The sequence below is a fragment of the Pelomonas sp. Root405 genome, assembly GCF_001425165.1.
GTDB lineage: Bacteria > Pseudomonadota > Gammaproteobacteria > Burkholderiales > Burkholderiaceae_C > Pelomonas.
Window position 1 is genome coordinate 308873 of the sequence record NZ_LMDU01000011.1, and the last position, 25629, is coordinate 334501.

A 25629-nucleotide genomic window follows, 5' to 3' on the forward strand; every position below is an offset into this window, starting at 1 on the left:
ACCCATTGCATGGAATTCCTCGACGTCCCGACGGTCCTCAAGGTCAGCGCCCTCTTCAATCTGATGGCGGCATTGGCCTGGCTGACGCTTGCCCAGGCGTTCCGCATCGCCCCGCGCGCCGCGCGGCTGATGGCGGCGGCTCATCTGGTGCGCATCGCGTCGCAGGGTTGCGGCGACTGCATGGCGGCCTGGCCCGTGCTGCTGCAACAGGCGATCCGAGAGTTCGGCCTGCTGGCCTGCATGGTGCTGCTGTTGCTGGCGCTGCGACGCATGTTGCGCAGCCGCCAGCGCTCCCACGATGTGGCCTGGATCGCCGGCCTGGGCGTGATCGGTGTCACGCTGGGGCTGGCCAGCGGCTCGGGCCTGGCGCCCCAGCTGGCCAGCACGGTCAGCGTCACGGTGCTGGCGCTGCTCGCGGTGCGCGAAGTCGTGCGCGGCATCGGCAGCCAGCTCTCCGTGGCCATCACCGCATGCATGACGCTGCCGTTCGCGGCACTGGCGCTGCTGGGCATGGTTCACACGGCCGAGCTGCTGCTGGTGCCGGGGGCAGACCGCTTCACCAGCGGCGCGCTGCCATCACCGGGGCGCGCCGTGCTGTGGCTGGTCATCACGGTCAGCATCACGCTGAGCCTGATCTCGCTGATGATCTGGCGCGTCGTCACACGCATCCAGCACCTGACCTACCGTGACCCGCTGACCGGCGCCCTCAACCGCCGCGCCTTCGAACAGGCGCTGACCGAGGCTCAGGCCCAGCTGCAACGCGGCCATGGCTTTGCGCTGGCCATGATCGACATCGACCACTTCAAGCGCATCAACGACGCCCATGGCCACCAAGCCGGCGACGCCGCGCTGCAGCATTGCGTGCGCGTCTGGCAGGCCGGCCTGCGCGAGGTCGACCACCTCGCGCGCCTGGGCGGTGAGGAGTTCTGCGTGCTGCTGCCCATCGGCTCGCCGACTGACCTGGCGACTGCCGCGAACGTGGCCGAGCGCCTGCGCAGCCAGCTCGCCGCCCAGCCGCTGCGCTGGAAAGACATCGAGCTGAACCTGTCGGCCAGCTTCGGCGTGGCGCTGCCCGTGGCCGGCGATGCGCAGGGCGAGATCTGCCTGGCCCGCGCCGACGCCGAGCTCTACCGCGCCAAGGCCGAGGGCCGCAACCGCGTCTGCGTGGCGACACAGCTGGGCGCCATGGTTGCCGCATGATCACCACTGCGCAGACCCAGACGCTGCTGGCCAGCATCATCCTGGTGGCCGGCGCGTCCACGCTGGTCTGGCTGGGCCTGGCGCTGATCGCGCGCATCGCGCCGCGCGCCTCGCTGGCCATGGCCGGCGCGAACGCCGCCGCTGCGCTGTCGCTGACGCTGCATGGCCTGCGCGGCGTGATGCCTGACGCCCTCACCCACTGGCCCAGTGATGTGCTGTCCATGACCTCCTTTGCCCTGCTGGGCGCGGCGGTTTCCGGCATCACCACGCGCCAGCTGGTCTGGAAGCCCGGCGCCATCGTCGTCGTCGGCGCCGCCCTGCTGCTGCTGGCACTGCCGGATGACGCCAGCCTTCGCTGGCAGGCGTGCATCGTCAACGGCGCCGGCGCGGGCCTGACGCTGGCGGCGGGCATCATGGCCTGGCGGGCCCTGAGCCGCCGCACCAACGGCCGGCGAACGCCAGCACCGCTGACGCTGCCGCTCTTCCTCATCGCGCTGTTGATGGCGGTGCGCTGCCTGGAAGCCTTCAACAACCCAGGCCGCATGCCCGGCGTCCGTGTGCCGACCGAGTTCAACCACGCCTTCCTGTGGGCGGCGCTGGTGCTGACGCTGCTGCAGAACGCGACGCTGGCCTTCCTCGTGCTGATGCGCCTGATCCTGCGCATCGAGCGGCTGCTGGAGCGCGACGCCCTGACCGATACGCTCAACCGCCGCGCCTTCGACCAGGCGCTGGCGCATGCCCATGCCTGGCTGGCGCGCGGCCGCGGCTATGCCCTGGTCATGATCGACATGGACCGCTTCAAGCAGCTCAACGACAGCCTCGGCCACGCCGCCGGTGATGCGGCGCTGCGCCAGATGGTCAGGGAGCTGCAGCCTTGCGTGCGCGAGGTAGACCGCTTCGGCCGCCTGGGCGGCGAGGAGTTCTGCGTGCTGCTGCCCGACACCGACATTGCCGGCGCCGCGCTGGTGGCCGAGCGCATGCGCCACCTGGTCGACTGCACGCCGCTGCGCTGGCTGGAGCAGGACTGGCCGCTGAGCGCCAGCTTCGGCATCGCCGAGGCCGAGCGCGGCGATGCCAGTGGCGACGCGGTGCTGGCGCGCGCCGATGCCGCGCTGTACCGCGCCAAGAACCAGGGCCGCAACGTCGTCCAAGCCTGAGGCTTGGCTTGTGAGCGTGCCGACCCGGCGGAATTTGGGGAACTACGGGTGATCGATTGCCACAGACGTGGATTGCCGTGCCACCACGCACTCGGCAGCAACCACAGCACCCCACCATGCTCGAACCCACCGACGTCATCGACCGCGCCGCACAGGCCGCCAAGGAAGCCAGTGCCGACCGGTTGAATGCCGTCGTCGCGGTGACGGTGGCCATCCTGGCGACCTTCCTGGGCATCTGCAAGGTCAAGGACGACAACATCGTGCAGGCCATGCAGCAGGCGCAGGTGGACAAGCTGGACTACTGGGCCTACTACCAGGCGCGCACCATCCGCGCCGACGTGGCCGACGCATCAGCCACCCAGCTCGAAGTCGCCAGGCTGGGCGCACCCCCGGCGCAGGCCGAGGCCTATGACAAGGCGATTGCCGCCTACCGCGCCAAGGCAGCCGACCAGCTGAAGAAGCGCGAGGAACTGCGCGTGCTGGCCGAGACCGCGCAGCAGAACTACGAAAGCCTGAACAAGCGCGACGACCAGTTCGACCTGTCCGACGCGCTGCTGGCCATCGCCATCGCGCTGCTGGCCGTGACGGCGCTGACCCACCTGTGGCCGCTCTTCGTCGTGGCCATGGTGCCAACGGTGGCCGGCGTCGTGATGGGCATGGCGGGCCTGATGAACCTGGCCATCCACCCGAACATGCTGTTCAAGCTGCTGTCCTGAGGCCTGCGCGGCGGTCTCGCACAGGCACCTAGCGCCGTTCGCCCAGCAGCGCCGCCTCGCGCAAGGCCTGGCGCTCGCTCGCCAGCACGTCGGGCCGCGAGGTCAGCGCCACCGAGCGCCCCCACACGACGTCATCCACCACCAGCGCCAGCACCGCCCCCGCCACGGCGGCAGCGCCCAGCACCACGTCGGGCAGCCCGCTCTCGGCCAGCAGCAGCATCAGCGGCACAAAGCCCAGCCGCGCCCAGGCGGCCAGGCGCAGGTCTCGTTCGATCAGCGGCAGCACGTCATCGTTGAAGGGATCCATGCGCGCGCCGCGCAGCATGTTCAAGGTGCCCACACCGCCGAAGAAGGCGACGGCGGCCGAGGTCCGCATCCAGACCTGCGGCCCGGCGTCCAGCAGGCTGACCATCACATAGACGGCGGCCCCGGCACCGAACGACAGCAGGGCGTCGGACATGCGCGAAGGAAAGCGCACCAGTGCCAGCATGCGGAACAGGCCGCTCCAGCAGGCGATCAGCGTCAGCAGGCTCGCCAGCACCAGCAGCCACGGCCGTTGCGCCGCAGGCATCTCCAGCACCTGCCGCAGCAGGAAGGCCACCAGCCCGCCGGTGAAGATGGTGTTGAGCGTGTTGAAAGTCGTGAAATGCGCATCCCTCAACCGAAAGCGCAGTTCGCGCGCCGCCTCGATCGGCAACTGGTCCATTGGCCGTTTCCTCCCGGGCGGCGATGCTAGCGCCAGCCCGGCGGGCGGCGCCAGTCAGAACTCACCACACCTTGCAATGCTGGCCCGCCGGCTTCACCAGCTTGGCGCCCGGCTTGCAGTTGAAGGCCTTCTCGAACTCCGGCATGTTGACGACGACGCCGTTGATGCGCCACTTGGCCGGCGAATGCGGGTCGACCTTGGCCTGCACGCGCAGCTGCTCGGGGCGGGCGTCGGCGCAGTCCCATTGCGCAAACCCGACGAAGAAGCGCTGCTCGGGCGTCATGCCGTCGCGGCTCTCCAAGGTGCGGCCCTTCATGTGGGCCTTCCAGGCTTCCCACGCGAGCACCAGGCCGCCAAGGTCGGCGAGGTCTTCGCCCAGCGTCAGCTTGGAATTGATCTTGATGTCGTCGATGACCGGGTATTGCGCGTACTGGTCGGCCACGCAGGCGGCGCGCTTCTCGAAGGCCTGGTTGTCCTTCTTGGTCCACCAGCTCTTCAGGTTGCCCTGGGCGTCGAACTGCCGGCCTTCGTCGTCGAAGCCATGCGTCAGTTCATGGCCGATGGTGCCGCCGGTGTTGCCGTAGTTGGGCGCCTCGTCCATGCGCGGGTCGTAAAGCGGCGGCTGCAGCACGCCGGCCGGAAAATTGATGTCGTTCATCTGCGCGTCGTAATAGGCATTGACGGTCTGCGGCGTCATGTGCCATTCGCCGCGGTCCAGGGGCTGGCCGATCTTGGCGAGCTGGCGGCGATGCTCGAAGGCATTGCCGCGCATGACGTTGCCGAGGAAGTCGCCACGCTGCACGGCCAGGACGGTGTAGTCGCGCCAGCGCTCGGGGTAGCCCACCTTGTTGACGATGGTCTTGAGCTTGGCGTGGGCACGCGCCTTGGTCTCGGCGCTCATCCAGGTCAGGCTGTCGATGCTGCGCGCCATCGCGGCCTGGATCTCGACGGTCATCTGCACCGTCGCGTCCTTCAGGTCGGGCGTGAAGTTGCGTGCGACGAACTCCTGGCCGAGGGCTTCGCCGAGCTGCAGGTCGACGAGCTGCACGCAGCGCTTCCAGCGGGGCTTGAGCTGCGGCGTGCCGGTCAGCGTCTGGCCATAGAAGTCGAAGTTGGCCTGCACGAAGGCGTTGTCCAGCGCAGGGCTGAGGCTGCTGGCCAGCTGCCAGCGCAGATAGGTCTTCAGGTCGACCAGGCTCATCGCCTTGAGCCGCGCGGCGAAGGCCTTGAAGAAGGCCGGCTCGGTGACGTTGTAGCGCGCATGCCAGGGCGTCGTGCCCAGCGCCGCCTGGTAGCTCGGCCAGTCGAAGCCGGGGGTCAGCGCCTTCAAGCCGGCGGCGTCGACCACGTGGAAGGTCTTGTAGGGGTCGCGCTTGTCGACCTTCGACAACGACGCGCGGGCCAGCACCGTCTCGGTGGCCAGCACGCTGCGCGCCGCCGCCCTGGCCGCTGCGGGCGGCTCGCCCAGCAGCTCGAACATGCGCGCCACGTGGGCCTCGTAGGCGGCGCGGATCTTCAGCGTCTTGGCGTCGCGCTTGAGGTAGTAGTCCCGGTCCGGCAGCCCCAGGCCGCCGGCCGTGGCGAAGGCGATCTGGCGCGTCGCGTCGGCAAAGTCCTGGCCGGCGCTGAAGTCGAAGAAGAAGCGCTCGCCGCCGGCTGCCAGTTGCAGCTCGGCCAGCAGCGCGGGCAGGTCGCGCTTGTGGCCGAGCGCGGCGATGCGGTCCAGCAGCGGCTGCAGCGGCTTGAGGCCGGCGGCCTGCACGGCGCCTTCGTCCATGCAGGTGGCGAAATAGTCGCCCAGCTTGGTCTGCGCGGGCGTGCGTTCGGGGCTCGCGTCACCCAGCTTGTTCAGCACGCCCCACAGATAGCGCTGGTTCTCGTTGGCCATCTTGGCGTAGACGGACCAGCGCGACTGGTCGGCCGGGATCGGGTTGGTCTTGGTCCACGCACCGCAGGCATAGCGGTAGAGGTCGTCGCAGGGGTCGGCGCTGCGGTCCATGGCCGTCACGTCCAGGCTGGGCGTGTAGGGCAGGGTGTCGAGCGGGGTTTCGGCCTGGGTGTGGGCCAGCGTCGCAGCAAGCAGCGCAGGCAGCAGCAGCAGTCGTTTCATGATGGGAGCGGATTTGGAGTGCGGTGATTGTGGTCGCACGGGTCGCGTGCGCCATTCGGCATGCCCCAGGTTCAGGGACGCACGCGTTGGCCGGCCGCAGACGCCTCGATCAGCTGCGCCAGCCGGCGCTCCCGGGTGGCCTCCTGCTTGGCCGTCAGCACCCAGCGCAGCGTGGAGCGCTTCCACCCCGGCGGCTGGCTTTCAAACCAGGTCCAGGCCGCCTTGCTGGCCTTGAAGCGCTTCTTCATCGCCGCCGGCAACTCGGGCTCGCCCTTCAGCTCGTACAGGTAGATGGCGCTCTTGTGCGCCTCGCGCCGGGCGAAGGCCGCCAGGCCCGCGGGCTGCATGCGCCCTTCGGCCGTCAGCGCCTCCACGCGCGCGATGTTGATGGCGCTCCAGATCGACCCGGCGCGCCGCGGCGTGAAGCGGATCTGGTAGCGCAGCTCGTCGACGCTTTTTCTCACGCCATCGATCCAGCCAAAGCACAGCGCCTCGTCCACCGACTGGGGCCAGGTCATGCTGGGCACGCCGCTGCCAACCTTGTGGAAGCCGACGATGAGTTCGGTGGCTGTCGTGGCGTGCTGGGCCAGCCAGTCGCGGAACTCGGCGGGGCAAGTGAAATAGAGCGGTTCGGACATGATGTGCGCATTCTGATTCGACGTCGTCCGCCCATGACCACCCTGCTGCTGCTCGTCCCCATCGCCGATGAACACAAGGCCCTGCTGCTGAGCCGCTTTCGCGTCATCGACGCGCCCGATGCCGCCCGCCGCGCCGCGGCCATCGCGGCGCATGCCGACGAGATCGAGCTGGTGCTGACGAACGGCTCGGTCGGCTTCAGCGCCGCCGAAATCGCGGTGCTGACTAATCTGAAGCTGCTGGCCGCCCAGGGCGCGGGCTACGAGAACCTCGACGTCGCGGCCGCCAAGGCGCGTGGCGTGCTCGTCTGCAACGGCGCCGGCACCAATGACGACTGTGTGGCCGACCATGCCATGGCGCTGCTGCTGGCCAGCGTGCGCGCCCTGCCGCGGCTGGGCGTGGCGCTGCGTGCCGGCATCTGGCGCGACGCCTTGCCGCTGTTTCCCAACTTCATGGGCCGGCGTCTGGGCGTCATCGGCATGGGCGGCATCGGCCGCAAGATTGCCGCGCGCGCGGCCGCATTCGGCATGGTCATCGGCTATCACAACCGCCGCCCGCGCGAGGACGCCGGCAGCGCGGCCTGGTTCGACAGCGTCGCGGCGCTGGCCACCTGGGCCGATGACCTCGTCGTCGCCACGCCCGGCGGCGCCGGCACCCGCCACATCGTCAACGCCGAGGCGCTGGCCGCGCTGGGGCCGGGTGGCCATGTCGTCAACATCGCGCGTGGCTCCTGCATCGACACCGCAGCGCTGGCTGCGGCGCTGGCGGCCGGCCAGATCGGCGGCGCGGCGCTCGACGTCTACGAGAGCGAGCCGCAGCCGCCGGCCGAACTGCTTGGCTTTGACAACGTCATCCTGACGCCGCACATCGCCGGCTGGTCGCCGCAGTCCATCCGCGCGACGGTGGAGAACTTCATCGCGAATGTCGACGCCATGCAGCGCGGTGAGGCGCTGCCCACGCCGATATGACGCGCCCTGTCTCAGCCTGCGCTGGCGTCACGCCGGGCCTCCACCACCTCGGCCTCGTCACGCGGCGCGTACTGGCGGCCGCCGCCTTCCTGCAGCGCCAGCTCCGCCGCCATGCGTGCCCGATGCGCGCTGGCCAGCGCCTGCAGCATCAACGTCTCGGCGTCGTCGGGCATGCGCGTGTCCAGCGCCCCCTCCTGGCCTTGCTCGGCCCCGGCCTGCGCCCGCCCACCGCGCGCAAACAGCGCATCCAGCGTCCGCAGGCGGCTTGAGGTCAGCAGCTTCATTCGGCCTCCGCGGTGGTTCATGGGCATCTCCATCAGACGTCATGACGGCCCGGTCAGCGACATGCTCCGGCCCTGTCATCCCTAATTCAAGGTCCGCGAGGGCTGAGCTACCCTGCCGCCCATGCGGTTCCACATGCGGTTCGAGAGCGCTCCCAAGCTGAGACAGCCCTGCCGGGGTTGCGGGCCCCGCCATGGCCGCCGCGCAGCGACGGTGGGGTTGGCTTGAGTCGCTGGTCCACCGCGCCGACGCCTGCTATCCAGCCGACCCCGCCCTGGCCGCGGGCAGCGCGGCGCGGCCCGGTGCGGGCGCTGCTGGTCTCACTGCTGCTGCACGCGCTGCTGCTGAGCCTGAGCTTCGGCGGCGAAGGCCTGGGGCTGCCGGGCCTGGCCTTGCCCTGGCAGGCGCGGCGGGCGGAGGTGCCCGACCTGCGCATCGTGCTGGCGACGCCGCGCCCGGAACCGGCCGTGGCAGCCGTGCTGCCGCCAGTACTGCCAACGACGCCACCGATCACGCCGGCAGAACCCGCTGAACCCAGCGCCCCATCGGCGCGCAGCGCGCCGGCCGAAGCAGCGCCCCCGCCGGACGTGCCGACGCCAGCGCCCCAATTCCTTGCCGCACCCACCGCGCCTGCCGCCCCCACCGTCATCGCCGTGGACAAGCCGAGCGCGACGAACTGGTCCGTGCCGACGGCGCTGCCGGCCTCCGCCCCCGTCGTCGCCGCGCTGGCCGCCACGGCCAGCCCGGCGGTGACGCCACTGCTCCAGGCCCGCGACACCACGCGCGTCCAACTGGATCGCGACGCCAGCCAGCGCGCCACCGACCTGGCGCTGCTCGACCGCGCCCGTGGCGACACCGAGCAGCAGGCCCGCCAGCAGACAGAACGCCTCGCCGCAGCGCAGGCCGAGGCGGAACGCGCGGAGGCCGCCCGGCTGGAAACCGCCAGGCTGGATGCCGTCCGCCGGGAAGCGGCGCGGCTGGAGGCCGCCGGGGCCGAGGCGGCGCGGCTGGAGGCGGCGCGGCTGGAGGCCGAACGGCTGGAGGCGCAGCGTCAGGCCGCAGCCCGGCAGGAAGCAGCGCGAACCGAGGCGGCACGCCTCGACGCCGAGCGCCAGGAGGCCGTTCGCCAGGAGGCCGCGCGTGCCGAAGCCACCCGCCAGGCCGCGGCCCGCGAGGACGCCGCGCGGCAGGAGGCGGCACGCCAGGAAGCCGGGCGCCAGGAGGCCTTGCGTCAGGAAGCCGCCCGCGCCGCTGCCGCCAAGCTCGCGGCCGCCAAGGCCGAGGAGGATCAGCGCGAGGCCCGGCTGCGGGCCATCGGCCAGCAGCTCAACGAGGAAGCCGCCAGGCGGGATGCCCAGCGCGACGCCACGCGGCAGGCCCAGCCCAATCTCCCTTCGTCCTGGAGCAGCGCCCGCCGGGGTCGCCTCTTCGGCCGCACCGATGCCAACGCCGAGATGGTGCTTTACGCCGAGGCCTGGGCGCGCAAGATCCAGCTCGGCCAGGCCTTCGACCTGATCCGCGAGGTCGTGAGGCAACCGCACACCGACGCCCTCGTCACGGTCGCCATCCGCAGCGACGGCACGGTGGAGTCGGTCAGCTTCTTCCGCTCCAGCGGCGTGCCTGCCGTGGACGACGCCATCCGCCGCGTCATCGAGACGCAGGCCAACTATCCGGCCTTCCCGCCGGCACTGGCCCGCGAGTACGACGTCATCGAGATCCGCCGCACCTGGCGGTTCGACATGGCGATACGGTTGTACTGACCCGCCGGCATCGCCCAGCCGGCGCGGGCCGCCATGCTGCAGCGCACACAAAGGGAATGTCCGCAATCCACCGTGCAGGTCGGGTGCTAGCGTGAGGCGTTGTCTTGGGTTCCCGTCGCAAAACACAGCTAGGAGACACAGATGAAGACTTCACTCCGCCCGGCCATCCATCGCACGATGCGTCGCTCCGTCTGGAAGATCGGCCTGCCGCTGCTGGCAGCCATCTGCGCCGCACCGGCCGCCGCCAGCACGCTGACGCAGAACGTGTCATGGACGATCAACCGCCCCGGCGCGACGGCCAAGTACCGCGTCGTGGCCTATGGCGACTCGATCTACGCGGGCTACAACGGCTCGGTGCTCAACGCGGCCAAGTACTCGGCACCCACGGTGGACGCCGAGTACCTCGCGGCGAAGTGGAACGCCAACATCGAGAGCGTGCGTCGCACCAAGTCCGGCGCTGTCGCCTCAGACATCTACAACAACAAGATCGTGGCCGAAAGGTCCTACATGCAGGCGGCGTCCACCCGAGTCGTCACCTTCGAGATGTGCGGCAACGACGGCCTGCAGGCGCGCTCCGCCTTCAAGAGCCAGACCGGCACCTGCAACTACGCGGGCATGGACGCTGCGGTGAACAGCTGCAAGACCTATGTGGCCGCGGCCATGGACTTCATCAATGCCAACGCCTATGCGGGCGTCAAGCTCAAGCAGATCGCCAACCTGCACTACCCAGGCTACAACGCCGACAACACGCAGAGCAGCTGCAGGGATGCCAGCACCGGCGCCACCGTGAACATGCGCGACCGCTTCCTGCCCAAGCTGGCGACGATGAACTACTGGATGTGCGAGTACGCGCGCCAGAAGGGCTTCAACTGCGCCGACAACTTCGCGCAGTACATGGGCGCCGACTACGACAGCAACGGCGACGGCGCCGTCGATTCCGACGCGCTGCGCTGGGTGCCCGGCGAGAGCGAGGCCAGCTATGTGGGCCGCATCACGGGCGCGCTCAAGCCCACGCTGCGCGACGCCAACGCCAAGTTCGTGTCTGCCAGCAGCAGCTACGACTACATCCAGTCCGACGACACCCACCCGACCTACACCGGCGGCACCGTCAACGCCGGCATCTTCGGGGGCACCACCGGCTCGGGCGCCGCGCGCTACACCTCGTTCACCAATGGCAAGAGCCCGATCTGGAACCAGTACGGGCACGAACGCATGGGCTGGGCGATCTCAACCTCCACCCCTGCAGCGCCGTGAGCGCTGAGCGCAGGCTGGCATGACGCGACCCGGCGACCACAAGCCCGACGCCTGGGGCCCTTCGCCCTGGGCGCTGGCGGTCGCGCTGGCTGCGGTGGCCGGCGGGCTGGCTTGGTGGTGGCCGGCGGCGGACGTCCCGCCGCCACCTGCACCACCGGTCGCAGCGGCGCCTGCCCAGCAGCCTCTGGCTGCAACACAGCCGGCGGCGCCTCTGCCTGCTGCGGCCAGCGCGCCCGCGGCGGCGGCCGTCGTGGCTGCAGCCAAAGTCACAGCTCCCGCCGCCCGCATCCCCCGCCTGCGCGACCCCGACGGCGACCAGACGCCCGACCTGGCCGACTACATCAACGAAGGCGAGCGCCCCACGATGGCTGAAGTGATCCAGCGCCTGCATGCGGCCGGCGTGCGCACCGGCCTGGGCGCCTTCAATCCCCCGGGCACGCGCCCGCCGCTGATCGGCCTGGCCGTGCCCGAAAACTTCGACCTGCCGCCCGGCTATGTGCGCCACCACCAGGCCACCGATGACGGCCAGCGCATCGAGCCCATCCTGATGTTCTCGCCGGACACGCGCACGCTGGTCATCAACGGCCGCAACGTCGCCGTGCCGGCCGACCGCGTCGTGCCGCCCGAGCTGGCGCCGCCAGGCCTGCCGATCCGGCGCATCGTCGTCCCCGCGCCGGTGGACAGCCCGCGTTGAGCCTCGCCACCTTGGCAAGCCGGTTCGCCCGCAGCCGGTGGACGGGCGTCGTCATGGCCGCGCTGCTGTGTGGCCTCTATGTGCGCGGCGGTCCCGCTTGGGTGCTGGGATTCGTCGCCCTGGTGCCGTGGCTGCGCACGCTGGACGCGCAAGCGAGTCTCGGCCGAACGCTGCTCAGCGCCTGGGCCATGTCGGTCGCCTACACGGGCGCGGTGTTCTACTGGTTCGGCAGCGCGCTGGGCGCCTACACCCAGGTCGGCGCCGGCGCGGGCCTGGCCTTGCTGCTGCTCGCCGCGCCGCTGTTCCAGCCGCAGATCCTGGTCTTCGCGGTCGTTCGCCACCTGGTGCGCCGCCATCAAGGTGCGGCGTTAGCAGCTTTCGCCGGCGCCGCTGCCTGGGTGGCCGCCGAATGGGCGTTGCCGCGCCTGCTGGGCGACACCCTCGGCCACGGCCTCTACCCCGCCCGGCTGCTGCGCCAAGCGGCCGACCTGGGGGGCGCCACCGGGCTCACGGTCGTGCTGCTGCTGGCCAACGAAGCCGTCGCCGCGGCACTCGCACGCCGCCGCGCGGGGCTGCGCGGGGTCGCGGCCCCACTCGCACTGGCGACCATCGGCCCGCTGCTGCTGGCTGGCTACGGCGCCGTCGCGCTGCAGCCCGAGCCGCCCGCCGCCACCCGGCCACTGCGCATGGGCCTGGTGCAATCCAACATCACCGACTACGAACGCCTGCGCCGCGAGCGGGGCGCCGAGGCCGTCGTGCGCGAGGTGCTCGACACCCATTTCGCGATGAGTTACGACGCCGTCGAGCGCCAGCGGGTGGACGCGGTGCTGTGGTCTGAGACGGTGTATCCGACCAGCTTCGGCCAGCCCAAGAGCGAGGCCGGCGCCGAGCTGGATGCCGAGATCCAGGCCACCATTGACGCCGCTGGCGTGCCCTTCGTCTTCGGCACCTATGACCGCGACGCGGAGGGCGAGTACAACGCCGCCGCCTTCGTGCAGCCCGGCAGCGGCTTGGTTGGCATGTACCGCAAGACCCGGCTCTTCCCGTTCACCGAATACCTGCCGGCATGGGTGGACACGCCCACCGTGCGCGGCTGGCTGCCCGGTGCGGGCGCGTGGCTGCCGGGCAGCGGCGCGCGCATCCTGCCGCTGCGCCTGGCGGATGGACGCGAGATCCCGGTGCTGCCGCTGATCTGCCTGGACGACACCGACCCGGGCCTGGCCATCGCCGGCGCCCGCCTGGGCGCGCAGCTCATCCTGACGATGTCCAACGACGCCTGGTTCAGCGAGCACGCACAAGGCGCCGCGCTGCATCAGGCGGTCGCGGCGTTTCGCAGCATCGAGACCCGCCTGCCACAGTTCCGCGTCACGACCAACGGCTTGAGCGCCGTCATTGCCGCCAATGGCGACGTCATCGCTGGCACGCGCATGGCCGAGCGCACCCTCGTCATCGGCGAGCTGCCGGTGCGCGACCCGGCGCCCACGCTGATCGTCCGCTGGGGCGACTGGGTCGGCGCTGCCGCGGCCGTCTTCCTCGCTGGCCTGGCCGTGATGGTGGCGCTGAGTCGCCGGCTGGGCGCGCTGCCGACGACTGCGACCGCCACATTGCCGACCCGCCTTGTCGTGCTGCCACCCGCGGCTCGCGCAGTGGCTGGCCTGCTGCGCCTGATCTCACGCGGCGGCGCGCTGGCCATGGGCATGGCCGTGCTGTGGGGCGATGGTGGGCTGCAGACGAACACCCTGGGGTTGCTGCGCATGTTCGCGGCGCTGTGCCTCATCCCCGAGGCCGCGGCCTGGGCTGTGCTGCGCGCCTGCACCGCGCACGTCACGCTGACGCATGGCGTGCTGGTGCTGGCGCGCGGCCAGCGGCGGCTGGACATTCCGCTGCACAACATCGCCGCCGTCGAGCCCTGGCGCCTGCTGCTGCCTGGCGCGGGCGCCTCGCTGCGGCTGGCCACGGGCGAGCGCTGGCCGCATGGGCTGGCCTTGCCCGACGCGTGGGCGCTGGCCCGAGCCCTGGGCGTGCCGATTCATCAGCGTGGCGCCTATGCCCGCTCGCGCGCCCAGCACAGACCCAACCGCCTCGCAAAGCCGGCGCTCAAGTTCCTGCTGTTGCCCATGCTGCTGGCCGTGCCCGCCTTCCAGTTGCACCAGAAGATCGCCTACGGCAGTGCCTTCGGCGAGTTCTACAGCTTCGGGCTGGGCGCTTACCTGACCGCCTTCGGGCTGTGGTGGGCGGCCTGGATTGCCGGCGTGGTGCTGTGTGCGGCGGCGGTGCGGGCGGTGGTCGAGGCGGTCTCGTTCGCGGCGGCACTGGCACGTCCGCAGGAGGCCCTGGCTTGGCGCACCTGGCTGGAACGGCTGGGACTGCTGACCTTGTATCTTGGACTGCCGGCCTGGTTGCTGCTGCGCGCGACAGCCGATTGAGGGCGGCCGCGCAAATCCTTCAGGAGCGCCATTTGCCATGGTTCGGCGGTGCCCAATCTCGTCAGCCTCTTTCTTGCCGCCACCCTCGCCGCGCTGGCCGCGCTGGCCGTGCCGGCACAGGCACGTGGCAGCGACAGCTGCAAGTGGCGGTCGCCCGGGCATGACCCTTTCGTCGGCGATGTGCCGGGCGCCGTCGATCACTACACCGACATCCCGGCGCGCACCCGCGAGCGCTTGAAAGCCCGCATGAGGCAGTTCGCCTATGACGACATCGTGTCGATCCGGCGCGACGCCATCGAGGGCAACTACCGCTATGAGCCCGCGCTGCTGGACATGCATTTTGGCAAGCGGCGCATCTGCGGCAAGGTGACGCGCAAGACCTGGCGCGCCGACCATGAGGAGCGCGGCCTGGCCTATTGCGAAGACGGGCAGTGCATCGTCGTCCCCCTGATTTGCCGCAATGTCAGCCGCATCATTCGCCGGCCTGCCGTCACAGCAAGGGGCGCGCCCGGTGCGCCCGCCGAACCCCTGGCCTTCGACCCGCCCGCTGCCGGTCCGGCGGTCGTGCCAGCTCCGCCCGCGAGTGACACCCCGACCGCCCGCACGCTGCAGGCGCCGCCGACCGCCAGCCGCATGCCGCCGGCCGCCGACCTGCCGCCCGCGTCCACGCCCTTGCCGCCCAACCCGACGCTACCCCCGGCCGACATGCAGCCCCCGGACAGCCCGCCACTGGCGACGCCGCCGGTGCTGCCGCCCGAAGTGCCGCCGGTCGTCATCCCGCCGCCCGAGCTGCCGCCGCCAGTGCCCGAGCCGCAGCCACCCGAGCCCAATTGGCCCGCACCGGCCATCCCGCCGCTGCCGCCGGCCCCGCCCGTGCCGGAGCCGGCCACGCTGCTGCTGTGGGCCACCGGCCTGGCCGCGCTCGCTGCCTGGCAGCGCCGGCGCAGGACCGCCGTGGGCACTGACGCCTGAGACCCATGGCATCGGGCGGACGGGCTATCCCGGGCCGCTCCGATATGCTCGCACCCCAGTTGTACATACAAGTGGAGCATTGCCATGACGACCTATGACATCGTCATCGCCGGCGGCGGCGTTTCGGGCCTGTATTGCGCGCTGCGCCTGGCCGACGCGGGCCACCGCATCCTCGTGCTGGAGGTGTCGGCCGACCGCTGGGGCGGGCGCATCGAGACTGAGGACATGGACGGCTTCATCGCCGAGTACGGGCCGATGCGCTTCGAGCCGACGCTGCAGCCGCGCTTCGCGGCGCTGTGCGCGGAACTGGGCGTCGGGCTGATCGACTTCTTCGGTCCCTCGGCCGACCAGGTCGGCGCCGACGACCTGGACCTGCCGGAAGTGGAGCGCGGCCTGAATTCGCTGCAGCTGCTCAAGCGCGGAATCATGTTGATCATGGGCCGTGACCCGCAGGACCAGGCCTGGATCGACGCGCTGACCGAGGCCGATTACATGCGGCTGCGCAAGCACGCCCAGCTGCACGGCCAGCCCCTGTGGGACATGGGCTTCTGGAATGCGCTGTCGGCGCAGGGGGTGCTGAGCCACCGCGCGCTGGTCAAGCTGCGCGACACCGGAACCTTCTATCACATGATCCCGGAGAACCTGAACGCGGCCGAGTGGATCATCTGGTGGCTGCGCGCGCTCAAGACGGTGGGACAGCAGCTGGCCAGCATCGAGGGCGGCTCGGCCAAGCTGACGGACGGGCTGCTGGCCCGGCTGCGCGGACACGCGAACGTGACGCTGGCTGGCGGCCACAAGTTGATGGGCGTGCGCCCGGTGGAGCTGGGCAAGCCGACGCTGTCGCTGGACGTGGCCACGCAGAACGGCGCCGTCACGCTGCGGGCCGAGCGCCTGATCCTGGCGCTGCCGCGGCTGCCGCTGCTGAAGCTGACGCGCCATCTGCCCGAGCACATCGCCTCGCAGCTCGACAGCGTCAACGGCTTCCCGATGCTCAAGGTCTTTTTCGTCTGCAACACGCCGTGGTGGAGCTATGGCCAGCCGCCGCAGCAGTACGCCAACTGCATGCCCACGCGCGAGATCCACTACTTCCGCCGCCCGCCGCAAAACGACCCCGACGGCCACGGCATGGTGCTGCTCTACATGGACCGCCCGTCCACCGAGTTCTGGCGCCACTACGTCATCGACGGCGACCGCCACGACCGCGCCGAGGTGGACCAGAACGCCCGCATCGTCGATGCCTTTGCGCTGTTCGTCGCGCGTGACGTGAAGCGCTCGGCCGAGGCCGGCGGCGGCACGGCGCTCAAGCTGACCGAAAACGCCCAGCGCATCTTTGGCGACCTGAGCCTCGCGGAGACGGCGCGCTACATCCGCAACGCCATCATCACCTACGGCATCCGCGACTGGGCCCGCGCGCCCTATGGCGCCGCCAACCACGGCTGGCAGCCGGGCGTGCGTTCTTGGAAGGTGATGGACGCCTTCAAGGCCTTCGACTTTGGCAGCGGCGCGCGCAACCTGCACATCGTGGGCGAGGCTTATTCGGACTACCAGGGCTTCATCGAAGGCGCTCTGAACAGCGCCGAGCTGGCGCTGGCGACGATCCCGGCCAAGCACATCGACGAAGCAGCCGTGGAGCCGAGCCTGGGACTGTCCTAACGCGCCGGCGCGCTGGCGGCCGGCGCCGGCGCAGCGACGCAGGCCTTGGCCACCGACACGCCGCGCAGAAAACCGCGCCTCACGCCACCGGCGGTGATGGCGGCGCTGACCTGGCGGGCATAGCGCTCGGCGCCGCTCAGCTTGCGCACCCAGCCCCGAAAGGGGACGACGCCCTCGGCCGTGCGCTGCAGCGCGCCGGTGGCGGCGTCCTCGCCGCGCTCCAGCAGGCCGGAGCTGCCTCGGCTCGGCGGTGCATCCAGGTCCGGGCCGAGCACCTCGTCGAGTGCCTGGATGCCGGCGGCCAGCGCCGGGCAGCTGGTGTCGGCCGGTGGCGCGTAAGGTGCGGCGAGCGCCGCCTTCAACACGTCGGGGATGTCGGCCCGCACGACGTTGAGGTCGGACAGCGGCGTCGTGGCCGCCTTGGAAACCTTGTCCTGGCTGGAGCTGGCACAGGCAGTCAGGGCGAGGGCGGCGGCGAGGGTCAAGAGATGAGGGCGCATGCCCGGATCATCTCAGCCCGGCGTTGATTCTTGCGAGCGCCGCCGACCCGGGGCAGAGTGCTTTTTCACCCAGCCCGTTCAGGGCAGCGGACGCCGTGCGTTGCGCCGCATGCCAGTCCTTGGCCGCCGGGTCGACATACAGCAGCCCGGTGGCGATCTCACCAGCCGCCGCGCGCAGCTGCATGGCGTTCATCGCATTCAGCCGGTCGGTGGGGTCGTAGTCCGGCGCCGTTCTGCGCAGGCGCAGCGTGCTGCCGTCGGCCTGCGGCACGTCGATGACGTCGGGCGAGCGCTCCACGACCTGCTCGGCGGCCAGGGCGATGAAGTCGATGCGGTTGAGCGCCTCGTTGTGCTCGCGCACATGGTCATAGCTGCGCGTCGAGCCGGCGTGGTTGTTGAAGGCGACGCAGGGGCTGATGACGTCGATGAAGGCTGCGCCGCCATGGCGCATGGCGGCTTCGATCAGCGGCACGAGCTGGGCCTTGTCGCCCGAGAAGCTGCGCGCCACGAAAGTGGCGCCGAGCTGCAGCGCCAGCGCTGCGAGGTCGATGGCCGCATCGTTGTTGGCAGCGCCCTTCTTGGCGACCGAGCCCTTGTCGGCCGTGGCGCTGAACTGGCCCTTGGTCAGTCCATAGACGCCGTTGTTCTCGACGATGTAGACCATGCGCACGCCGCGCCGCATGGCGTGCGCGAACTGGCCCAGGCCGATGGAGGCGGAGTCGCCGTCGCCCGACACACCGAGGTAGAGCAGCTCGCGGTTGGCGAGGTAGGCGCCGGTCAGCACGCTGGGCATGCGGCCGTGCACGGTGTTGAAGCCGTGGCTGGCGCCGAGGAAGTAGTCGGGTGTCTTGCTGGAGCAGCCGATGCCACTGAGCTTGGCGACGCGGTGGGGCGCGATGTCGAGCTGCCAGCAGGCCTGCACGATGGCACTGGAGATGGAATCATGGCCGCAGCCGGCGCACAGCGTGGAAACCTTGCCTTCGTAGTCGCGGCGCGTATAGCCGACCTTGTTGCGGGTCAGGCTGGGGTGGTGCAGCTTGGGCTTGGCGAGGTAGGTCATGCGGCGCTCCTGGGCGCCGTGGCCAGCGCATGCACATGGCGCGTGATCGCATCGGTGATGAAGCGCGCCGTGATGGGCGTGCCGTCGAAATGCAGCACCGGCGTGAGGTGCTTGGGCGCCACCTCCAGCTCGTTGACGAGCATGCGGCGCATCTGCGCGTCGCGGTTCTGCTCGACGACGAAGACGGCGGCGTGCGCCTCGATGAACTCCGCGACCGACGGCGGGAAGGGGTAAGCGCGCAGGCGCATCGCGTCGATGTGGATGCCGGCTTCGGCCAGCGCGGCCAGCGCCTCGTCCATGGCCGGCGCGGTGGAGCCGAAATAGAGCACCCCGACGCTGGTCTTCTGCGCGGCGGCGCGCACCAGTGGCTGCGGCGCCAGCAAGGCGGCGGTGGCGAACTTGGCGCGCAGGCGCTCGACATTGCGGACGTAGTCGTCGCCGCGCTCGGAGTAGATGGCCTGCTCGTTGCGCGTGGTGCCGCGTGTGAAATAGGCGCCTTTGCTCGCATGCGTGCCGGGCAGCGTGCGCCAGGGGATGCCGTCGCCGTCCACGTCCTTGTAGCGGGCGAATTCCTGGCCCGCCTCCAGCTGTTCCGCCGTCATGACCTTGCCGCGGTCGTAGCGGCGGGTGTCGTCCCATTCGAGCGGCGCGCACAGGCGCTGATTCATGCCGATGTCGAGGTCGCTCATCAGGAAGACGGGCGTCTGCAGGCGCTCAGCCAGGTCCAGCGCGTCGGCCGCGAACTCGAAACACTCGCGCGGGTCTTCAGGAAGCAGCAGCACATGTTGCGTGTCGCCATGCGAGGCGTAGGCGCTGCTCAGCAGGTCGGCCTGCTGGGTGCGCGTGGGCATGCCTGTGCTGGGGCCCCCGCGCTGCACGTCGATGACGACGAAGGGAATCTCGGCGAAATAGGCCAGGCCCAGGAACTCGGTCATCAGCGACACGCCGGGGCCGGACGTGCAGGTGAAGGCGCGTGCGCCGTTCCAGCCGGCGCCGGTGATGATGCCGATGGACGCGATCTCATCCTCGGCCTGCACGATGGCGTAGCGCTTCTCGCCCGTCTCGGGGTCGGTGCGGAACTTGGTCGCGTACTTCTCGAACGCCTCGGCGACCGACGACGACGGCGTGATCGGATACCAGGCGCAGACGGTAGCGCCGCCGTAGACGCAGCCCAGCGCCGTTGCCGCATTGCCTTCCAGGAAGACCTTGTCGCCCACCGCATCGGCCGACTTCACGGCGAGGCCGAAGGGCTGTACCGACAGGTGATCCCGCGCGAATTCGCGCCCCGCGTGCAGCGCGCGGACGTTCGAGTCCAGCAGCCTCTCCTTGCCCTTGTACTGCTCGGCGAAAAGCTTCTCGATGACCGCGGCCGGGATGCCCATCAGCTCGCTCAAGGCGCCGAGCACAAGGATGTTCTTGAACAGCGTGCGCTCGCGCGGCACGTCGTAAGTGGCATTGCAGATGGCCGTGGCCGGCATGCCGATGACGTGGATGTCGGTTCGGAAGGCGCTGGCCGGCATGGGCTTGGTGCTGTCGTAGAACAGGTAGCCGCCCGGCTGGATCTCGGCAAGGTCTTGCGCCCAGGTCTGCGGGTTCATCGCCACCATCAGGTCCACGCCACCACGCCGGCCCAGCCAGCCGGCTTCGCAGACGCGCACCTCGTACCAGGTCGGCAGCCCCTGGATGTTGCTCGGGAAAATGTTGCGCGGGCTGACCGGCACGCCCATGCGCAGGATGGCGCGGGCGAACAGCTCGTTAGCCGACGCCGAGCCGGAGCCGTTGACGTTGGCGAACTTGACGACGAAGTCGTTGATGGCTTCGATGCGGCTCATGCCGTCACCTCCTTGCGCGTCGTGATATTCCGGCACGAAGCGCCGGCCTTGGCCGTGACAAGCAGAAACTTCTGCATGTCCCACGCCCCGGTCGGGCAGCGCTCGGCGCACAGCCCGCAGTGCAGGCAGACGTCCTCGTCCTTGGCCAGGATGCGGCCGGTCTTCAGCCCGCCCTCGACATAGATGTCCTGCATCAGGTTCAGCGCCGGCGCGTTGAGCCGCTCGCGCAGGTCGGCGCTGTCGTCGCTGTCCTCGGTGAAGGTGATGCAGTCCATCGGGCAGATGTCCACGCAGGCATCGCACTCGATGCAGAGCTTGGGCGCGAACACCGTCTGCACGTCGCAGTTCAGGCAGCGCTGCGCCTCCTTGAAGGCGCTGGCGCCGTCGAAGCCCAGCTCGACCTCGACCTTGATGCTGGCCAGTGCGATCTCGGCCGCGGCCCAGGGCACCTTGCCGCGCAGGTCCAGCGTGATGGCGTTGTCGTAGCTCCACTCATGGATGCCCATCTTCTGGGACACGAGGTTGACATGCGGCGGCGGGCGCTGCGTGACGGGCTCCCCATGCAGCAGGCGGTCGATGCTGACGGCAGCCTCATGACCGTGCGCGACGGCGGTGATGATGTTCTTCGGACCGAAGGCCGCGTCGCCGCCGAAGAACACATGCGGCAGCGACGACTGGAAGCTCTTCGCATCCAGCACCGGCAGGCCGTCGTCGCCAAAGGCGATGCCCGCGTCACGTTCGATCCACGGGAAGCTGTTTTCCTGCCCGACGGCGATCAGCACCTCGTCGCAGGGGATGACGATCTCCTCGCCAGTCTGAGCCTTCTTGAAGCGCATGCCGGTCAGCTTGCCGTCGACATGCTCGAACGCCACCGGCACATGGAAGTCGAGGATGGGAATGCCTTCGTGCTCGGCGTCCTCCTTCTCCCACGGGCTCGCCTTCATCTGCGCATAGCCGCTGCGCACGGCCACCGTGACGGAAGAGGCTCCTAACCGCCGGGCCGAGCGGCAGCAGTCCATCGCCGTGTTGCCGCCGCCCAGCACGATGACGCGTGGCGCGACGCTGGTCACATGGCCGAAGGACACGCTGGCCAGCCAGTCGATGCCGATGTGGATCTGCGCGGCGGCCTCCTGCCGGCCCGGCAGTGCCAAGTCACGCCCGCGCGGCGCGCCGCAGCCGACGAAGACGGCGTCCCAGCCCTCGGCCAGCAGCGCCTTCATCGAGTCGATGCGCTGGCCCGAACGCCATTCGACACCCAGACCGAGGATGTAGCCGCACTCCTCGTCGATGACGCGTTCGGGCAGCCGAAAGCGCGGGATCTGCGTGCGGATGAAGCCGCCCGGCTTGGCCTCGCCGTCGAACACCGTGACCGCATAACCCTCCAACGCCAGGTCCCGCGCCACGGCCAACGATGCCGGCCCCGCGCCGACACAGGCCACCCGCTTGCCGTTGCGCGCCGCCGGCTTGGGCAGCATCGCGCGGAACTCTTCGGTCTTGTTGTCCGCCGCGACACGCTTCAAGCGGCAGATCGCCACCGGCTCCGGCTTGGCGGCCTGCTTCTCCTCCACGCGGCCACGCCGGCAGGCGGGCTCACAGGGCCGGTCGCAGGTGCGCCCGAGCACGCCGGGGAAGACATTGCTGACCCAGTTCACCCAGTAAGCCTCGTCATGCCGGCCCTGCGCAATCAGCCGGATGTATTCGGGCACGGGCGTATGTGCCGGGCAGGCCCACTGGCAATCGACGACCTTGTGGAAATAGGCCGGGTCCGAGATGTCGGTCCGCTGCACGGTGTCTCCTCCGTGGTGCGATTTGTGTCGGTTCAGTCTAGGACTGCCGACCTTGCGCCGGTCGCGTGGAAACCCTTTGCGTGCTGACCTGGGGATGGCGCCGCCCGACGGCGCTGCCAGCATGCCGTCGCCCATTTCGGGCGCAAGGAGTTTCGACATGGCTTCTCATTTCACCCAGGCCTGCCGCGGTGCGCTGCTCGCCCTTGGCCTGCTGGCCGCCGGCCTGGCGCAGGCCGCCAATGACTACTACCTGCAGATCGACGGCATTCCCGGCGAATCGACCGACCGCTTCCATGAAAACTGGATCGACATTGAAAGTTTCAGCTGGGGTCTGACGCTGGTCACCAGCAACACCGGCGGGGGCAGCGGCATCGGCAAGGCCAAGTTTTCGGACTTCAGCTGGATGCAGTTCGTCGACAGTTCGACGCCCAAGTGGTTCGTCAAGGTCGCCAGCGGCAAGCATGTGCCCAAGGTCACACTGGACGTGACGCGGGACATGGGCGGCCGCAGCGAGTCCTTCTTCCAGATGATCTTCACCGACACCCTCGGCACCGGGCTGCAGGTCAACGGCGGCACCGAGCTGATGGCAGCGGCCTCGATGGACTCGGGCGCCACAGTGAAGCTGCGCTACCGCCCGCAGGACCCCAAGGGCGGCTTCGGCAACTGGGTCGAAGGCAGCTTCAACATCAAGACGAACTCGCCGACGGCGCTGTTCAGTGGCGATGAGGACGTGCTGCTCGGGCTGTTCAGCGCCGGCGGCAACATCGTCTTCGACAGCAAGGCCGTGACGCCGGTGCCGGAACCCGCCAGCGCGGCGCTGCTGCTGGCAGGCGCCGCGCTGCTGGCCCTGAAGCGGCGGCGCGCCGCCTGAGCGGCCGGGCGGCAGGCCGCCCCGCCGGGACCCTTGTCTACACTGGCCGCATGAGTTCTTCAGTGATTGCCGCCGAGCGCGCCGTCCGCATTGGCCGCCAGGCGCTCGAGGTGGAGGCCCGCGCCCTGGCGGAGCTGGCGCCGCGCCTGGGCGACGCCTTTGTCCGGGCCGTGCAGACGGTGCTGGACTGCCGCGGCCGCGTTGCCGTGATGGGCATGGGCAAGAGCGGCCATGTGGGCCGCAAGATCGCCGCGACGCTGGCCTCCACCGGCACGCCAGCCCTCTTCGTCCACCCGGCCGAGGCGGCCCATGGCGACCTCGGCATGGTCACCAGCGGGGATGTCGTGCTGGCCTTGTCCAACTCGGGCGAGAGCGATGAGCTCAACGCCATCCTGCCGGTGCTCAAGCGCCTGGGCATCCCGGTCATCGCGATGACGGGCCGCGCCGAGTCCAGCCTCGCTTCCCATGCCGACGTGGTGCTCGACAGCGCCGTGGCTGAAGAAGCGTGCCCGCTGCAGCTGGCGCCCACGGCCAGCACGACGGCACAGATGGCGCTGGGCGACGCGCTGGCCGTGGCCCTGCTGGACGCGCGCGGCTTCAAGGCAGAGGACTTTGCCCGCTCCCACCCGGGCGGCGCACTCGGCCGCAAGCTGCTCACGCATGTCCACGACCTGATGCGCTCGGGCGACGCGCTGCCGCGCGTGGCGGCCGACACCGGCTTCACCGACCTGATGCGCGAGATGAGTGCCAAGGCCCTGGGCATGGCGGTCATCGTCGACGCCGAGGACCGCGTTCAGGGCATCTTCACCGACGGCGACCTGCGACGCCTCGTCGAGCAGGGCCGCGACCTGCGCGGGCTGACCGCCGCCGAGGTCGCCCATGCCAGGCCGCGCACGGTCGGCGCCGACGCGCTGGCCGTGGACGCGGCCGACCTGATGGAGGCCGCACGCATCACCGTCGTCCTCGTCGTCGACGCCGATCAAAGGCTGCTCGGCGCCATCAGCATCAACGACCTGATGCGGGCCAAGGTGATTTGATGGCAGCGCTCAGCTTCCCCCCCGAACTCCTTATCCGAGCGCAAGGCGAGGGCCTGGCGATCAAGCTCGCGATCTTCGACGTCGACGGCGTGCTGACCGACGGCCGCATCTACATCAGCGAGCGCGGCGAGGAGTTCAAGGCCTTCAACACGCTCGATGGCCACGGCCTGAAATCGCTGCAGCAGGTGGGCATCACGCCCGTCATCATCACCGGCCGGGACAGCCCGGCCGTCCGCCGGCGCGTGGCGGACCTGGATCTGCAGCATGCCGTCTACGGCGTGCGCGACAAGCTGGCCGCCGCCGAGCCGCTGCTGGCGCAACTCGGCGCGAGCTGGGGTGAAGTCGCCGTCATGGGCGACGACTGGCCCGACCTGCCGTTGATGACGCGCGCCGGTTTCGCCTGCGCCCCGCCCGGCGCCCACGCCGAGGTGCTGGCCATCGCCCACCACGTCACGCGCGCCGCAGGCGGCCACGGCGCCGCGCGGGAGTATTGCGACGTGCTGCTGATGGCGGCCGGCCATTACGAGCGCCTGCTGCACGCCCACCACGCAACGCTGGACGGGGGCAAGACTTGAGCACCGCGCTGCCAGCGCCCGCGCCGCGCCGCCATCAACCCCGCGCCTGGCTGTGGCGGCTGCAGAGCCTGGTCTCCAACTACCTGCCCCTGCTGCTGATGGCCTTCCTGGCCAGCGGCACCTGGTGGCTGGTCAAGAACACGCCGCTGATCGACGAGCCGGGCGAACTCGCGCCGCCGCGTCACATTCCCGACTACCGCATGGCCAACTTCGAGATCCAGCGCATCGGCGCCGATGGCCGGCTCAACGTCCAGGTGGCCGGGGCCGAGCTGCGCCACTACCCGGACACCGACACCGTCGAGATCGACCAGGTGCGCGTGCGCGCCATCGCGCCGGATGGCAGCCTGGCCATCGCCGAGGCCAAGCGCGCACTCAGCAATGGCGACGGCACCGACATGCAGTTGATCGGCAACGTCCATGTGCGCCGCCTGCCGGCCGGCGCCGGCGAGAACGCGGTACCGCAGATGGAGATGCGCGGCGAATTCGTGCAGGCGCTGTCCAACAGCGAGATCCTGCGCTCCCACCTGCCCGTCACCATCCGGCAGGGCGGCTCGACGCTGAACGCGCAGAACTTCGAGTACCGGCACCTGACCGGGCAGGTCTCGTTCACCGGCAGGGCCCAGGGGCAGATCGTCTCCAAACCGTCCAGATGAGCGCACTCGTCTTTATCACCGGTGCCTCCAGCGGCATCGGGCAGGCGCTGGCGCTGCGCTACTACCGCGACGGCGCCCGGCTGGCGCTGGTCGCACGCCGCACCGCCGAGGTCGAGCGCTGGGCAGCCGAGCAACGGCTGGACGCGGCGCGCTTCAGGATCTACGGCGCCGACGTGGCCGACCTCGACGGGATGGCACGAGTTGGCCGCGACTGCATCGCCGCCCAGGGCCTGCCGGACGTGGTCATCGCCAATGCCGGCATCAGCATCGGCATGGACACGGCCCACTTCGACGACCTGGACGTCATGCGCCGCACCTTCGCGACCAACAACGTCGGCCTGGCCGCGACCTTCCATCCTTTTGTCGCCGCGATGATGGCGCGCGGCTCGGGCACCCTGGTCGGCGTGGCCAGCGTGGCGGCCATCCGCGGGCTGCCCGGGCATGGCGCCTATTGCGCCAGCAAGTCGGCCGTGGTCGCCTACTGCGAAAGCCTGCGCGGGGAATGCCGGCCCTTCGGCGTGCGCGTCGTCACGCTGCTGCCCGGCTACATCGACACGCCGCTGACGCAAGGCAACCGCTATTCCATGCCCTTCTTGATGAAGGTCGAGGACTTTGCCGACCAGGCCGTGCGCAGCATCCAGGCCCAGGTCAGCTACCGCGTCATCCCGTGGCAGATGGGCGTGCTGGCCAAAGTGCTGCGCCTGTTGCCGAACTGGCTCTACGACCGTGTGCTGAGCGGGCGGGCGCGCAAGAAGCGCGCGAGCGAATAGGGGCTGACCA

General features: G+C 70.1%; 23 protein-coding genes. 15 read left to right on the forward strand and 8 right to left on the reverse strand.

Translation table 11 applies throughout. The annotated features are described in order from the left end of the window. Nucleotides 1–9 precede the first annotated feature (9 nt). The 3 genes from ASC81_RS10985 (at nucleotide 10) to ASC81_RS10995 (ending at nucleotide 3073) form a co-directional block, all read left to right on the forward strand. Entirely contained in the window at nucleotides 10–1200 is a 1191-nt protein-coding gene (locus tag ASC81_RS10985) for a diguanylate cyclase (RefSeq protein WP_056266533.1), read from the forward strand. Beyond that, on the forward strand, nucleotides 1197–2357 hold the full coding sequence (locus ASC81_RS10990; protein ID WP_056266535.1) for a diguanylate cyclase: 1161 nt from the start codon (nucleotides 1197–1199) through the stop codon (nucleotides 2355–2357). Before ASC81_RS10985 ends, ASC81_RS10990 begins: the two co-directional genes overlap by 4 nt. Before the next feature lie 116 nt (nucleotides 2358–2473). Further along, nucleotides 2474–3073 carry a DUF4337 domain-containing protein gene (locus ASC81_RS10995; RefSeq protein ID WP_056266538.1) on the forward strand — a complete coding sequence of 200 codons (600 nt, stop codon included), beginning with the start codon at nucleotides 2474–2476 and terminating at the stop codon, nucleotides 3071–3073. A 28-nt stretch (nucleotides 3074–3101) separates the two neighbouring features. Here the strand turns inward: ASC81_RS10995 and ASC81_RS11000 are convergent, their stop codons facing one another. From ASC81_RS11000 to ASC81_RS11010, 3 genes are all read right to left on the reverse strand, one after another. Then, on the reverse strand, nucleotides 3102–3779 hold the full coding sequence (locus ASC81_RS11000; RefSeq protein WP_056266541.1) for a hypothetical protein: 678 nt from the start codon (nucleotides 3777–3779) through the stop codon (nucleotides 3102–3104). A 61-nt stretch (nucleotides 3780–3840) separates the two neighbouring features. Further along, nucleotides 3841–5889, reverse strand: coding sequence for a M13 family metallopeptidase (locus ASC81_RS11005; protein ID WP_056266543.1), 2049 nt, complete (start codon nucleotides 5887–5889; stop codon nucleotides 3841–3843). Nucleotides 5890–5960: 71 nt separating this feature from the next. Beyond that, nucleotides 5961–6527, reverse strand: a complete 567-nt coding sequence (locus ASC81_RS11010) for a YdeI family protein (protein WP_056266547.1) — start codon at nucleotides 6525–6527, stop codon at nucleotides 5961–5963. A gap of 33 nt (nucleotides 6528–6560) precedes the next feature. Here ASC81_RS11010 and ASC81_RS11015 point away from each other — a divergent pair, with 33 nt between their 5' ends. Continuing rightward, the gene (locus tag ASC81_RS11015) at nucleotides 6561–7493 is read left to right on the forward strand and encodes an NAD(P)-dependent oxidoreductase (protein WP_056266550.1); all 933 of its coding nucleotides are present in this window, start codon (nucleotides 6561–6563) and stop codon (nucleotides 7491–7493) included. Between the two features lie 11 nt (nucleotides 7494–7504). On the opposite strand, the gene ASC81_RS11020 is transcribed toward ASC81_RS11015, so the two are convergent. Beyond that, nucleotides 7505–7777, reverse strand: coding sequence for a hypothetical protein (locus tag ASC81_RS11020; RefSeq protein ID WP_056266553.1), 273 nt, complete (start codon nucleotides 7775–7777; stop codon nucleotides 7505–7507). A 222-nt stretch (nucleotides 7778–7999) separates the two neighbouring features. On the opposite strand from ASC81_RS11020, the gene ASC81_RS11025 reads away from it, so the two are divergent. The 6 genes from ASC81_RS11025 to ASC81_RS11050 all read left to right on the forward strand — a co-directional run bounded on the left by ASC81_RS11025 (nucleotide 8000) and on the right by ASC81_RS11050 (nucleotide 16534). Beyond that, on the forward strand, nucleotides 8000–9535 hold the full coding sequence (locus ASC81_RS11025; RefSeq protein ID WP_156391997.1) for a TonB C-terminal domain-containing protein: 1536 nt from the start codon (nucleotides 8000–8002) through the stop codon (nucleotides 9533–9535). A gap of 141 nt (nucleotides 9536–9676) precedes the next feature. Next, nucleotides 9677–10789, forward strand: a complete 1113-nt coding sequence (locus tag ASC81_RS11030) for an SGNH/GDSL hydrolase family protein (protein ID WP_235533626.1) — start codon at nucleotides 9677–9679, stop codon at nucleotides 10787–10789. 19 nt (nucleotides 10790–10808) lie between these two features. Next, a complete protein-coding gene (locus ASC81_RS11035) occupies nucleotides 10809–11483 on the forward strand; it encodes a hypothetical protein (protein WP_056266560.1) in 675 nt (224 codons plus the stop codon). Further along, on the forward strand, nucleotides 11480–13909 hold the full coding sequence (lnt, locus tag ASC81_RS11040) for an apolipoprotein N-acyltransferase (protein WP_235533627.1): 2430 nt from the start codon (nucleotides 11480–11482) through the stop codon (nucleotides 13907–13909). The genes ASC81_RS11035 and lnt overlap by 4 nt, the downstream gene beginning before the upstream one ends. Before the next feature lie 48 nt (nucleotides 13910–13957). Further along, nucleotides 13958–14881 (forward strand): MHFG family PEP-CTERM protein, encoded by a 924-nt coding sequence (locus ASC81_RS11045; protein ID WP_056266566.1) that lies wholly within the window; start codon nucleotides 13958–13960, stop codon nucleotides 14879–14881. A gap of 84 nt (nucleotides 14882–14965) precedes the next feature. Further along, nucleotides 14966–16534: an FAD-dependent oxidoreductase gene (locus ASC81_RS11050; RefSeq protein WP_056266569.1), complete on the forward strand. Its 1569-nt coding sequence runs from the start codon at nucleotides 14966–14968 to the stop codon at nucleotides 16532–16534. Here the strand turns inward: ASC81_RS11050 and ASC81_RS11055 are convergent. Genes ASC81_RS11055 through ASC81_RS11070 form a run of 4 tightly spaced genes read right to left on the reverse strand, consistent with a single transcriptional unit; the run spans nucleotide 16531 to nucleotide 21713 of the window. Next, complete coding sequence (locus ASC81_RS11055) at nucleotides 16531–17034, reverse strand: hypothetical protein (RefSeq protein ID WP_056266571.1); 504 nt, start codon at nucleotides 17032–17034, stop codon at nucleotides 16531–16533. The genes ASC81_RS11050 and ASC81_RS11055 overlap by 4 nt on opposite strands. 7 nt (nucleotides 17035–17041) lie before the next feature. Continuing rightward, nucleotides 17042–18094 carry a 2-oxoacid:ferredoxin oxidoreductase subunit beta gene (locus ASC81_RS11060; protein WP_056266574.1) on the reverse strand — a complete coding sequence of 351 codons (1053 nt, stop codon included), beginning with the start codon at nucleotides 18092–18094 and terminating at the stop codon, nucleotides 17042–17044. Continuing rightward, nucleotides 18091–19926, reverse strand: coding sequence for a 2-oxoacid:acceptor oxidoreductase subunit alpha (locus ASC81_RS11065; RefSeq protein WP_056266577.1), 1836 nt, complete (start codon nucleotides 19924–19926; stop codon nucleotides 18091–18093). The genes ASC81_RS11060 and ASC81_RS11065 overlap by 4 nt, the downstream gene beginning before the upstream one ends. Further along, nucleotides 19923–21713 (reverse strand): FAD-dependent oxidoreductase, encoded by a 1791-nt coding sequence (locus ASC81_RS11070; RefSeq protein WP_056266580.1) that lies wholly within the window; start codon nucleotides 21711–21713, stop codon nucleotides 19923–19925. Before ASC81_RS11070 ends, ASC81_RS11065 begins: the two co-directional genes overlap by 4 nt. A gap of 157 nt (nucleotides 21714–21870) precedes the next feature. Between ASC81_RS11070 and ASC81_RS11075 the strand changes: the two genes are divergently transcribed. Genes ASC81_RS11075 through ASC81_RS11095 form a run of 5 tightly spaced genes read left to right on the forward strand, consistent with a single transcriptional unit; the run spans nucleotide 21871 to nucleotide 25619 of the window. Then, entirely contained in the window at nucleotides 21871–22584 is a 714-nt protein-coding gene (locus tag ASC81_RS11075; RefSeq protein ID WP_162245891.1) for a type VI secretion system tube protein Hcp, read from the forward strand. 50 nt (nucleotides 22585–22634) lie between these two features. After that, nucleotides 22635–23621: an SIS domain-containing protein gene (locus ASC81_RS11080; RefSeq protein ID WP_056266585.1), complete on the forward strand. Its 987-nt coding sequence runs from the start codon at nucleotides 22635–22637 to the stop codon at nucleotides 23619–23621. Beyond that, the gene (locus ASC81_RS11085) at nucleotides 23621–24196 is read left to right on the forward strand and encodes an HAD family hydrolase (protein WP_056266588.1); all 576 of its coding nucleotides are present in this window, start codon (nucleotides 23621–23623) and stop codon (nucleotides 24194–24196) included. The genes ASC81_RS11080 and ASC81_RS11085 overlap by 1 nt, the downstream gene beginning before the upstream one ends. Continuing rightward, on the forward strand, nucleotides 24193–24849 hold the full coding sequence (gene lptC, locus ASC81_RS11090) for an LPS export ABC transporter periplasmic protein LptC (RefSeq protein WP_082536439.1): 657 nt from the start codon (nucleotides 24193–24195) through the stop codon (nucleotides 24847–24849). The genes ASC81_RS11085 and lptC overlap by 4 nt, the downstream gene beginning before the upstream one ends. Then, the gene (locus tag ASC81_RS11095) at nucleotides 24846–25619 is read left to right on the forward strand and encodes an SDR family oxidoreductase (RefSeq protein ID WP_056266590.1); all 774 of its coding nucleotides are present in this window, start codon (nucleotides 24846–24848) and stop codon (nucleotides 25617–25619) included. Before lptC ends, ASC81_RS11095 begins: the two co-directional genes overlap by 4 nt. Nucleotides 25620–25629: the final 10 nt, after the last annotated feature.